At 59.1% G+C, this 12,307-nt stretch carries 9 protein-coding genes; 3 read left to right on the top strand and 6 right to left on the bottom strand.

The window, feature by feature from the left end:
- The first annotated feature begins 30 nt into the window (after positions 1-30).
- Positions 31-1,422 carry an L-seryl-tRNA(Sec) selenium transferase gene (gene selA / locus M2407_RS23275; protein ID WP_259220028.1) on the top strand — a complete coding sequence of 464 codons (1,392 nt, stop codon included), beginning with the start codon at positions 31-33 and terminating at the stop codon, positions 1,420-1,422.
- Entirely contained in the window at positions 1,419-3,266 is a 1,848-nt protein-coding gene (selB, locus tag M2407_RS23270; RefSeq protein ID WP_259220027.1) for a selenocysteine-specific translation elongation factor, read from the top strand. Before selA ends, selB begins: the two co-directional genes overlap by 4 nt.
- Before the next feature lie 475 nt (positions 3,267-3,741).
- Here the strand turns inward: selB and M2407_RS23265 are convergent, their stop codons facing one another.
- A complete protein-coding gene (locus M2407_RS23265; protein ID WP_259220026.1) occupies positions 3,742-4,989 on the bottom strand; it encodes an MFS transporter in 1,248 nt (415 codons plus the stop codon).
- A gap of 219 nt (positions 4,990-5,208) precedes the next feature.
- Between M2407_RS23265 and M2407_RS23260 the strand changes: the two genes are divergently transcribed.
- On the top strand, positions 5,209-6,201 hold the full coding sequence (locus tag M2407_RS23260) for an acyltransferase (protein WP_259220025.1): 993 nt from the start codon (positions 5,209-5,211) through the stop codon (positions 6,199-6,201).
- Here M2407_RS23260 and M2407_RS23255 read toward each other — a convergent pair.
- The 5 genes from M2407_RS23255 to xylA form a co-directional block, all read right to left on the bottom strand.
- Positions 6,196-7,119 carry a GlxA family transcriptional regulator gene (locus M2407_RS23255; protein WP_128864802.1) on the bottom strand — a complete coding sequence of 308 codons (924 nt, stop codon included), beginning with the start codon at positions 7,117-7,119 and terminating at the stop codon, positions 6,196-6,198. The genes M2407_RS23260 and M2407_RS23255 overlap by 6 nt on opposite strands.
- A gap of 2 nt (positions 7,120-7,121) precedes the next feature.
- Entirely contained in the window at positions 7,122-7,673 is a 552-nt protein-coding gene (locus M2407_RS23250; RefSeq protein ID WP_259220024.1) for a cysteine hydrolase family protein, read from the bottom strand.
- 99 nt (positions 7,674-7,772) lie between these two features.
- Complete coding sequence (locus M2407_RS23245; protein WP_259220023.1) at positions 7,773-9,167, bottom strand: amidohydrolase family protein; 1,395 nt, start codon at positions 9,165-9,167, stop codon at positions 7,773-7,775.
- 146 nt (positions 9,168-9,313) lie between these two features.
- Positions 9,314-10,765, bottom strand: coding sequence for a xylulokinase (xylB, locus tag M2407_RS23240; protein WP_259220022.1), 1,452 nt, complete (start codon positions 10,763-10,765; stop codon positions 9,314-9,316).
- 42 nt (positions 10,766-10,807) lie between these two features.
- Positions 10,808-12,127: a xylose isomerase gene (gene xylA / locus M2407_RS23235; RefSeq protein ID WP_115057926.1), complete on the bottom strand. Its 1,320-nt coding sequence runs from the start codon at positions 12,125-12,127 to the stop codon at positions 10,808-10,810.
- Positions 12,128-12,307 lie beyond the last annotated feature (180 nt).

Genomic DNA, 12,307 nt, shown 5'->3' with positions numbered 1-12,307 from the left:
GCGAGACCTCTACACTGAAACCGAGCGACCATGAGCACTGAATCCCAGCTTCTTTACAGCCAGTTACCCGCCATCGATCGCCTGTTGCGCGATCCCGCTATCGAACCGCTGGTTACGCAGCACGGACAAACGCTGATTGGCGAGTTACTGCGTCAATTGCAACTGCAGGCGCGTGAAACCATTAAACACCACCAAAGGTTACCCGACTGGTGCGGTGACTGGGCACAGGCGCTCAGCGCGGGGCTGGAGCAATGGCAGCGTCCGGCTTTGGCCCCGGTATTCAACCTCAGCGGCACCGTGCTGCACACCAACCTTGGCCGGGCTCTGCTGGCGCAGCCGGTGATAGAGGCGGTGACGAGTTCCATGGGCGCGGCGGTAACGCTGGAATACGATCTGGACGGTGCCGGTCGTGGTCACCGCGATCGTGCGGTGGCGGATTTATTATGCCAATTGACCGGCGCGGAAGACGCCTGCATCGTCAACAACAATGCGGCTGCGGTGCTGCTGATGCTGGCGGCGATCGCCCCCGGCAAGCAGGTGGTGGTATCGCGTGGCGAACTGGTGGAAATTGGCGGTGCGTTCCGCATCCCTGACGTGATGCGCCAGGCCGGTTGCCAACTGGTCGAGGTCGGCACGACCAACCGCACCCACCTGAAAGATTACCGCAGCGCGATTAACGAACAGACCGGGCTGCTGATGAAGGTGCATACCAGCAATTACAGCATCCAGGGCTTTACCGCCGCGGTGGAAGAAGCCGAACTGGCGCAGCTCGGCGCAGAGCATGGCCTGCCGACCGCCACCGATCTGGGCAGCGGCTCATTGATTGATATGGCGCAATACGGTCTGCCGGCGGAACCCATGCCGCAGCGGTTGCTCGCCGCCGGAGTCGATTTGGTGACGTTCTCCGGCGACAAGCTGCTCGGCGGCCCGCAGGCCGGCATCATCGTCGGCAAAAAGGCGCTGATCGCCAAGCTGCAGCAACACCCTCTGAAGCGTGCGCTACGCGTTGGCAAACTGACGCTGGCGGCGCTGGAAGCGACTTTACGACTCTATCAACAGCCCGAACTGTTGGCACAACAGCTGCCGACGCTACGGCTATTGACCCGTCCGCAGCGGGCGATGCAGGGTTCTGCCGAACGTCTGTTGCAGGTGCTGGCGCCGCAGTTTGCCGGGTATTTCCAACTGCGTGCCGAACCCTGCTGGTCGCAGATTGGCAGCGGTTCGTTGCCGGTCGATCGGCTGCCCAGCTATGCGCTGACCTTTGCGCCGCGCGATGGCCGTGGCGCAACGTTGGAAGCGTTGGCAGAACGCTGGCGTCGGCTGCCGCAGCCGGTGATCGGCCGAATTAACGACGGCAGGCTGTGGCTCGATCTGCGCTGTCTGGAGCAGGAAGACGCGCTGATTGAGGCCCTGAGAGAATGATTATTGCTACCGCCGGCCATGTCGATCATGGCAAAACCACCCTGCTGCAAGCGATCTCCGGGATCAATGCGGATCGCCTGCCGGAAGAAAAACGCCGTGGCATGACCATAGATCTGGGTTATGCCTACTGGCCGCAGCCCGATGGCCGGGTGTTGGGCTTTATCGACGTGCCGGGACACGAGAAATTCCTCGCCAATATGCTGGCGGGCGTTGGTGGCATCGACCATGCCTTGCTGGTGGTGGCCTGCGATGATGGCGTGATGGCGCAAACGCGCGAGCACCTGGCGATACTGCGATTGAGCGGGCGTCCGGCGCTGACGGTGGCCTTGACCAAAGCCGATCGGGTGGATGAAGCGCGTGTCGAAGAGGTTCGACAGCAGCTTGACGAGGAGCTGACGCGCCAGGGGTGGCAACAGGCACCGGTGTTTGTCACCGCCGCGCCGCAGTCGCAGGGAATCGACGCACTGCGCGCGCATTTGCTGGCGTTGCGGCCTGACGAACATGCGGTAACGCGCCGCTTCCGCCTGGCGGTGGATCGCGCGTTCAGCGTGAAAGGCGCTGGTTTGGTAGTGACCGGTACCGCACTGGGTGGCCAGGTGGCGGTAGGCGACACGCTGTGGCTGACCGGCGCCGACGCGCCGGTGCGGATTCGCGGTTTGCACGCGCAAAACCAACCGGCTGAGCAGGCGCAGGCTGGACAGCGTATTGCGTTGAATATTAGCGGTGACGTCAGCAAAGATCAGGTCGCACGCGGCGATTGGTTGCTGGCGCAAAAGCCTCCGATCGCCGCCGAACGAATTCTGGTGGCGTTAGATAAGGATTTGCCGATAAAGCACTGGCAGCCGCTGCATTTACATCATGCCGCCAGCCATATTACCGGACGAGTTTCGTTGCTCAGTGATGGGCTGGCGGAACTGATCCTTGACCGTCCGCTATGGCTGGCCGAAAACGATCGGCTGGTGCTGCGCGATATTGGCGCACGCCAAACCCTGGGCGGCGCAAGGGTGCTGAGCTTGACGACGCCCAAACGGGGTAAGCGCCAACCCGAGTATTTGGCCTGGCTGGCGGCGCTGGCACAGGCCGACGATGACTGTCAGGTGCTGGCGCTGCATTTGCCCAAGGGCGCGCTGGATCTGGCGGCCTTTGCCTGGGCACGACAACTGACCGAGAAACCGCTGGCGAAGTTGTTGGCGAGTCATGAATTGCTGATTGCCGGTGATAGGGCGTTGGCGCAGGATAATGCACAGCTGGATCAGCAGCGTCTGCTGCAGGTGTTGGCCGAGTATCACCAGCAGCATGCCGATCAGCTCGGCCTGGGGCGTGCTCGCCTGCGGCGCATGGCCGTGCCGCAACTGTCTGAGGCGCTGGCATTTATGATGATCGATCGGCTGCTGGCTGCCGGTTTGCTTAGCAATACGCGTGGGTGGCTGCACCTGCCGGAGCACGGTTTGGCGTTCAGCGCCGAAGAGCAAATCCTGTGGGCCCGTATTGAACCGCTGTTCGGCGACGAAGCCTGGTGGGTGCGCGATCTGGCTGCCGAATTGGGCGAGGACGAGGCATGGGTGCGGACCACGCTGCGTAAAGCCGCTCAGTTGGGCCATGTCACGGCAGTGGTGGTGGATCGTTACTATCTAAGCCAACGGATAGAACAATTCGCCGCGTTGATCCGTGAACTGGATGAAACGCAGGGCAGTGCCAACGCCGCCGATTTTCGTGACCGGCTCGGCGTGGGGCGTAAACTGGCCATTCAGGTGCTGGAATTTTTCGACCGCAGCGGATTTACCCGCCGCAAGGGTAACCAACACCTGCTGCGCGACAGCGGACTCTATACCCGTCATACCTGAAGCTGCCTCTGCGTTGGCTGCCAGCACTCACCCCAGTCACTTACTTGAGTAAGCTCCTGGGGACTCATGCTCCTGCCGCGTTACTCGACAAAACCTCGCCCCGTTGGGGCCAGCGCAAGCGCTGTTCAACAAAGCCGTGGCTTTGTTGTGATGCAACTCCAATTATTTTGGGTATAGCCGCGTATTCTGATTAAGTCGCGAGGTCATCAGGATGAATACTGAAGGTTTATCACCACTGCCCATAAGAAAGATGATGAAAAGTATGCCGGGTTTGTGCGAGAGAAAGAACAGAGGTGCTTGACGCTAGAGGCACTTAGTGACGTTGAACAGATGAATTTTATCAGCCATGAGGCGGTACTGGCATGGGCTATAAGTTTGAGAACTGATTCATCTGACTGATAGAGTTAAATCCAGTGTAAATCTTGAAACACGGAAAGAGATATCCTCTCTTCCCGTGTCGTTAGCTCGGCGCTTGTTATAACGCAGCGTTAGGCGTCGGCGTTGCATCGCCGCTGCGGCGCTTGCTGAGGAACAGCGCCACCAGTGCCAGCCAGCACAGGCCACTGAGCAGGTTGAACAGATTGAACAGCCCGCTGCCGCCCCACACGTAAGCCACTTTTGCCAGCTCGATACCGACGGTGAACACCATCATGCTCAACATGCCCATGGTGGCGGAGACCGTGCCTTTGCTGACGTTGCTTGAGAACAGCGTCAAACGATACAGCCCGGCGTTGGCCAGCCCGATGCCGAAAGCGTACAGGCTGAGACCCGCAGTCATCCACAGATAGGCATGGCTGGAGAATATCGTCGCCAGCGCCGCGATCAGCAAACCCAGCATCATCGGCCCGGCACCCAGCTTGATCAGGCGCGGTACGCTGTTCTTGCCGGTGAGACGTGCCAGCGTCAGGTTGCCGAGGATCAGCGCACCGAACACCGGAATTTGCAGCAGACCGTAATCCAGCGTCGACAGCGACTCGCCGCTGATCAGGATCACCGGTGATTGGGCAATCCAGGCCAGCAGCGGCAGGCTGGCGAAACCGATGGCCAGCGTGCCGCAGATAAAGCGGCGGTTGGACAATACCTGACGATAGTCGCGCCACAGGTTGGCGGCCGAGAATTTCTCACCCTGCAGCGAAGCCGTCTCAGGCATGGCTTTCCACAGGCCGTAAAAGGCAAACGCAGCCAGTGCGGCGAACAGTACGAACATGCTCTGCCACGGCGCGACGTGGATCAGCGCGGCACCGGCCAACGGCCCCAGCAGCGGGGCAATCAGCGCCACGTTGGCCATCAGCGCGGTGATTTTGATGCACACCGACTCTTCAAACGACTCCTGGATGGTGGCGTAACCCACTGCGCCGATAAAGCACAGGCCAATCCCCTGCAGGAAACGCATAAAGATAAACTGTTCGATGCTGGTCACCAGCAAAATAGCCAGACAGGCGACGATAAAAAACGCCACGCCGGCCAGCATGACCGGGCGACGCCCGCGCCGATCCGACAACGGCCCCAGCAGCCATTGCAGGAAAATACCGCCGGCCAGATAGGCGGTCATTGAGGTTGGCACCCACTCTTCACCAGCGTTGAAATCGGCCACTACCGCCAACATGCCAGGTTGGATCATATCGTTGCCGATATAGGTGGCAAATTCGAACAGCACCAGACAAAGCGGGAATAAAAGCGCCTGTCGACCCAAGCGAGCCGCAGGTGGTAAAGTAGTTTTCATATTTATCGTACTGAAAGTAAAGAAGAAATAAGGAACTGCCAGGGCGGGAAGCGCAATCTGAGCGAGTTGTGGCGGCTATTTTGCCGCCAATTGTTCACCTTAGCAACGATAAGGTGTTGTTTCAGCACATTCTGATATTCGCCGTCAGGGTTGCCACCCACACTTTCGCTCTATAACCTTATTTTAACAAATCAAGATGACAATATTGCGGGCGATGTTTTGAGCAATAAAATTGGCTGGATAGATAACTTGCGCGCCGTAGCGTGCATGATGGTGGTGATGATCCACGCCACCACCTACTACGTCACCAGCGGGGTGGCGGTGGGCGAACATAACTGGGACATCGCTAACGTACTGAACTCACTGTCGCGCGTTTCAGTACCCCTGTTTTTCATGATTTCCGGCTACCTGTTTTTCGGCGAGAAAAGCGCCGGTAAAAAGCATTTCATCCGCATTGGCTGCTGTATTGCGTTTTACAGCGCGGTCGCGCTGATTTATATCGCGGCGTTTACCAAAATCGGTTTCTGGCCGTCGCTGCGCGGCATATTGTTAAAGCCGGTGTTCTACCATCTGTGGTTCTTCTATGCGATCGCGGTGATTTATCTGCTGTCGCCGCTGATCAACGTCAAGCCGGTATCACGCCGCTATCTGGCCAGCGTGTTGGTGATCCTGGCGGTGGTCGCCAATCCCAATACCAGCTCGCTGACCCTAGGTAACGCTCACCTGCTGCCGGTCAATCTGTATATCTATGGGGACACCTTTTACTACCTGCTGTACGCGTTGGCCGGCCGGGCGATTGGCATGATGGACACCCAGGGGCGAGGTATCAGTTGGCTGGCGATATTGGGGTTTGTGGCTAGCGTGGCGTTGATCGTTCAGGGCACCAAAAGCCAGATGTTCATCAACGGTAACTTTGCCGATACTTATTACATCTACTGTGGGCCGTTGGTGTTTATCGCGGCGGTATCCCTGGTGGTATGGTTTAAAAATTGTCTGTCCGAGCCTATTGGCTGGTTGGGCGTTTTTTCCCGACATTCGCTGGCAATCTACGGTTTTCACGCCATTATCGTCAATTTTATGCGCAGCCGTCACCTGACGCTGACCGCCCATCCGTTACTGGATATCTTCTGGGTATTCGGCGTGGCGTTGGCGCTCAGCCTGTTGTTGTCGATGGGATTGCAGAAAATAGACTCTCGGCGGCTGGTGTCATAACGCGGTCGAGCCGCGCTGCTGGGCACGCCGCAGTTGACGACCGGAGGAAAACCCCGCCGCCAGCGCCGCCTTTTCCAGCCCATAGCCCTGTTGCAGCCGCTGCTGCGCCACCGCCAGCCGCAGCTGTTCATGGTATTCGCGCACGCTGATGCCGACATGGCTACGGAACAGCCTGGCCAGATGGCGGCTGCTGACATGGGCCTTTTCCGCCACCTGCGGCACCGACCATTCGGCCTCGGGTTCGGCGGCCATCACGTCTTGGGCACGGTGCACCGCCGGGTGCAGATGGTTGCGGTAACGCAGCCAGGGGGAGAGCTGCGGATCATCGCCGGAACGGCGAAAATACACCACCATTTCGCGGGCAATCTCCATTGCCCGTATTGCACCGCATTGGCGGTTAATCAAATGCAGCGCCAGATCGATACCGGCGGTAATGCCGGCGCTGGTGTACAGGTTGCGGTCTTCAACAAAGATACGGTTCTCTTTCACCTGCGCGGCCGGGGCCTGCTGACGCATGCGTTCGATCACATCATGGTGGGTGGTGCACTGATAGCCGTCGAGTAGCCCGGCCTGCGCCGCCAGCAGGGCGCCGGAGCAGATACAGACCAGCGTGATGCGCTGCTGCTGCAAATCGGGTTGCAGCGCCGCCAGCCAGTGGCGGGCCTGTTCGGCCGCCTGATGGTCAAAATCGCTGCGTGAATCGCGTGCGCCGGGCACCACCACAATAGCGCCGTCTTCCAGTCGGGTGGGCAGCGGCTGCAGCTGGCTCAACGTCATGCCAATCGAGCAGGTGATCTGCGGCAGTGGGCTGATGTAGCGCAGGCTGAATGCCCCGGCCAAACGCAGGGTTTCGGCCGGGCCGCTGACGTCCAGCGACAGCGCGTTGGGCAACATCAAAAAATAGACGGCCTGCGGCATGATTACTCCTGTGAGAGTTGCGCCAGCACTTCATCCACGCTGGCGAGCTGGGCGAAGCGGTCGACCAGCACCGTCTCAGTATGCCGCTTGAGCTGTTCGGTGGTAAAGACTTCTCCACTGGGATGCTGCATCGGGAAAGTCATCGTGGCCTCGGTGACGAAAGTCACCCGATAACCGAGATCGGACGCCACCCGGGTGGTGGTTTCGCAGCACTGTTCGGTGCGGATGCCGGAGATAATCAAGTGATCGATATCCCGTTGGCGCAGCCAGGCGTCCAGACCGGATTCGGTCAGTGCATTGTGCACCTGTTTATGAACGGTGACGTCTGCCTGATGGTTGAGGAACGGCAGCGGTTTTACCCAGCCGGATGCCAGCGAAAACGGCCCCTCCGGTGATACGTGGAAAACATCAACCAGGGCTACGCCCTGCCGGTGACAGCCTTCGATCAGCCATGTCAGTGCCTGCTGGAAAGCGGGCAGATCTTCTTCCTGCCAGAATGGGCGATGCTGGAATGATTGTTGAACATCGATGATCAATAACGCGCTCTGTGACATTTTCGGCCCTCCGCCAATGGGTATGACGCCATACTGCGCCGTTACTTTGTCTGGCAGAAGGCCAAAAACGGCCATCATGGTGACATCAACGGACCAGCATCAGACTTTGCCGACCTGGCCAGCGACCAGCCGCCCCTGATGGAAAGTGGCCGTGCGCGCCGGCAGGCGTGCCACCGCCTCGGCGGAGCAACTGGCGTTGACCAGTACAAACTCTGCGTTGTCCCCGGCCTGCGGCCAGACGCGTTGGCCTTTGTCGTTAAGCGGCAGCACGCCACCGGTCGAGATTGCCATCGCACGGGAGAGGTGGAATTCGTCGGAGCCGCGGTAAAGTTGGGCGTAAAGGTTGGCTTTTTCCAGAATGTCTCCGCTGCCGAACGGTGACCAATGATCTATCACGCTGTCGGTTCCGGTCATCACAAATACCCCTTTTTCACTGAGCTGCGGCAGCGGCATCATCAGCCCGCCAATCGGCACCGTAGAGGCGATGGTGATTTGCTGCGCCGCCAGCCGGCTAGCGGTTTCCTCCAGTTCACTCGGGTTCAGCACGGTTAGGGCAAACGCATGGCTGATGGTGACTTTACCGCGCAGCGCCGGGTTCTTTTCTACGGTGGCGATCATGTAGTTGATTGCCGCTACGCCGGCGGGGCTGGTTTCATGCAGGTGGATATCGACGCCTTTGCCGGTGTCGAGTGCAATCTGGAACATCGCATCCAGCGACTTCTCCATGGCGCCGTCAACGTTGGTCGGATCCAGTCCGCCGACGTATTGCACCCCCATCTGCATGGCCTCGCGCATCAAGCCGTCGACTTTGGAATGCAGCAGGCCATGCTGCGGGAAGGCGACGATTTCACAGCTGAAGTCCGCCCGGTGGTTTTCCAGCGCACGTTGCAGGTGTTCCAGGCTTTTCAGCCCGCTGACCGGATCGATATTGCAGTGGCTGCGTGCCACGGTGCTGCCTTTCGATTGCAGCAAGGCGATCAGGTTTTCCGCACGCTGCTGCGAGGTGGGCAACAGCTTGGGGATCAAGGTCTGTTCGAGCGCGATCATGTCCATGATGGTTTTGCCCTGACGTGGGCGCGGTGCCTGCCATGGGCCGCTGTAGAAGGTTTTATCCAGATGGATATGCATGTCGCGAAACGCCGGCAACAGCAGTTGGCCCTGCGCCTGATAGCGCGCTACGCCGGCGGGAGGCGTTGCCTCTTTCGGGTGAACTGCGGCAATTTTTCCGTCTTTGATTTCAAGCTGATACAGCGCGGTGCGGGTGCCGATCACCGTCTCGCCATCGTACTCAAAACCGTCTTCCAGTCGAACGTCGCTCAGCCAGTAGTGGCTGTCGGTCAGGGTCATAGGTGTGCTCTCTGGTATACATGCGCTGCTCGCTGGCGCGGCGGCTTGCGCCACGCCCCCCGTCAGGCCAATGACTGCGCAGGCAGTGGTGATTTTGCCGGTTTGGCTGAGGAAAGCTCTGCGGCTTTGTTGTTGGTTTTTTTCCACGTTCAATTCCTTAATCCAGAGGTGAGGTGCGTCAAAAGACAGCCACCAATTTAGGAGAGGAGCGCGTGGGTTGGCAGTGACATTTGCCACTGGCGACTATTCGATTTGGCAATAATAAGGGGGCGCTGTTTGGCCCCCTTTCGGTTTTATATCAACGGTAACAGACGGGAATAGAGCTCGCGGAAGGTGCTGCGCAGCGCGGTGTACTGCTGGTGGCGCTCGGCATCCGGTGTATGTACCTGTTCCAGCGGCAATTCAGGCAACAATTCAACCAGTGGGCGCTGCGGGTTCAGGGCAATCTGAGCCAAGCGAGCCGCCCCCAGCGCCGGGCCAACATCGCCGCCGGTGCGGTATTCCAGCCGCTGACCGCTGATATCCGCCAGCATTTGTCGCCAGAAGGGGCTGCGCGCGCCGCCGCCAATCAGGGTGATACTGGACGGCTGCAGACCGCTGGCGTGCAGTACGTCCATGCCATCAGCCAGGGCGAAACCAACCCCTTCCAGCACGGCGCGCGCCAGGTCGGTTGGCCCATGCTGGTGAGTCAGGCCCCAGAATGCGCCTTTGGCGTTAGGATTGTTGTGCGGCGTACGCTCGCCTGAAAGATAGGGCAGGAACCACAGCGGCGCTGCCGCCGGCGGTGCCTGTTCGACATTGCGCAGTAGGGTAGCGACGTCCTCGACGTTGGTCAGTTTGCATACCCAGTCCAGGCAGGATGCGGCACTGAGCGTGACCGACATCAGGTGCCAGGTGTCGGGCAACGCATGGCAGAAACTGTGTACCGCGCTGGTCGGGTTACTGAGAAAACCGTCGCTGACGGCAAAATAAACGCCGGAGGTGCCGAGTGACAACATCGCCTGCCCCGGCTGATACAGGCCTACGCCGATCGCCCCGGCGGCATTATCACCGCCGCCGGCCACCACCGGCACTGGCGACATGCCCCAACGTTTGGCCAGTTCGATATGGGTCTGGCCGGTGATCTGATTGCCTTCGAACAGCTGTGGCATCTGGCGGCGAGTCAGGCTGCATGCCGCCAGCATCTCCTCGCTCCAGTCGCGCCGCGCCACGTTCAGCCAGCCGGTTCCTGCGGCGTCCGACATGTCGCTGGCGAATTCGCCGGTGAGGCACCAGCGCAGGTAATCCTTGGGCAGCAGGACTTTATCTATACGTTTGAACAGCTCGGGCTCATGCTGGCGTACCCACAGCAGTTTGGGGGCGGTAAAGCCCGGCATCATCAGGTTGCCAGTGATTTGCCGCGACTGCGGCACCGCCTGTTCCAGCGCCAGACACTGTGCGGCGCTTCTGCCGTCGTTCCACAAAATCGCCGGGCGCAGCACCTGCTGACGTGCATCCAACAGCGTGGCACCGTGCATCTGACCGCTGAGCCCAATGGCTTTTACCTGCTGCAGGCTGTGTTGTTTGCCCAGCGCCAGCATCGCGCGGTCGGTGGCGTGCCACCAGTCCTGCGGGGCCTGCTCTGACCATAGGGGATGAGGACGGGAAATGGGCAGCGATTCACCGTGGCTGGCGAGCAATTGGCCCTGCTCGCTGAGCAAAATAACTTTTACGCCGGAAGTGCCGAGATCGATGCCGATATACATGGTTGAGGATCCTTAAAGGCGCGGCGTGTGCCGCGCGATCGGTTAGCCGAACAGATAGCGGTTCATCAGGTTTTCGAGCTGTTCCTGACGGCCGCTGACGTGCTGCGGCGCCAGTGCATGGCCTTCAGCGTACTGCGCCAAGGCTTCGAGCGACAGTTTGCCCTGCAAAATTTGCTGGCCCAATTCACCATTCCAGCCGGCATAGCGTTTCGCTACCTGCTGATGCAACTGGCCGTCAGTCACCATTTTTGCCGCGACCTTCAGTGCCAGTGCCATAGTATCCATGGCGCCAATATGGCCATAGAACAGATCGTACTTGTCGGTGCTTTGACGGCGGACTTTGGCATCGAAGTTCAGCCCACCGGTGGTGAATCCCCCGGCGTTGAGAATTTCGAACATCACCAGCGCGTTCTCTTCTACGCTGATCGGGAATTGGTCGGTATCCCAGCCCAGCTGTGGGTCACCCCGGTTGGCATCGACAGAGCCGAAAATGCCCAGCGCAATGGCGGTGGCGATTTCATGGTGGAACGAATGGCCTGCCAGCGTGGCGTGGTTGGCTTCGATATTCACCTTGATCTCTTTTTCCAGGCCGAACTGCTTAAGGAAACCATAGACGGTGGCGACGTCGTAGTCGTACTGATGTTTGGTCGGTTCCTGCGGTTTGGGCTCAATCAGCAGGGTGCCCTGGAAACCGGTTTTGTGTTTATGCTCCACCACCATCTGCATAAAGCGGCCAATTTGCTCACGTTCCTGGCGCAAATCGGTATTGAGCAAGGTCTCATAGCCTTCACGCCCGCCCCACAGCACGTAGTTTTCACCGCCCAGGCGCTGGGTGGCGTTCATGGCGGTGAATACCTGGGTGGCTGCCCAACTGAAGATTTCCGGATCCGGGTTGGTGGCGGCCCCGGCGCCATAACGCGGATGGGTAAAACAGTTGGCGGTGCCCCACAGCAGTTTCACGCCGCTGCTGTGCTGCTTTTCTTCCAGCACGTCGGTCATTACCGCAAAGTTGTGCAGATACTCTTTCAGCGAGGCACCTTCCGGTGAGACGTCTACGTCATGGAAGCAGTAGTAAGGTACGTTCAGCTTGTGGAAGAACTCGAACGCCACGTCGGCTTTGCGTTTGGCCAGCGCCAGCGCGTCGCCCGGCTGCTGCCAGGGACGATCGAAGGCACCGACGCCGAACATGTCCGCGCCGTTCCAACAGAAGGTATGCCAGTAACAGGCGGCGAAACGCAGATGTTCCGCCATGCGCTTGCCAAGCACCAGTTCATCCGGATTGTAGTGATGAAAGGCCAGGGGGTTATTGCTGGTTGGGCCTTCGTAGCGCACTTGCTCAAGCTGATCAAAATAAGGTTGCATTATCGACTCCTGGGTAGCAATGCCCGAGTTACGGGATGGCTTTATCTTCGGAGTTTGCGGCAGACGGCTCAATTACGTTATTTCACACTTAAATTCACAGAATTATTAAATGTGCGGCAGATCCCATAATAAGGGTTTAACCGTGCTTTATTTAAGGCTTCTTTCATTTTTATTTGTCGA

The organism is Serratia sp. BIGb0234 (genome assembly GCF_024809915.1).
GTDB lineage: Bacteria > Pseudomonadota > Gammaproteobacteria > Enterobacterales > Enterobacteriaceae > Serratia > Serratia liquefaciens.
The sequence above is the reverse complement of the archived record's forward strand: the minus strand, read 5'-3'. Positions and strand labels throughout refer to the sequence as shown.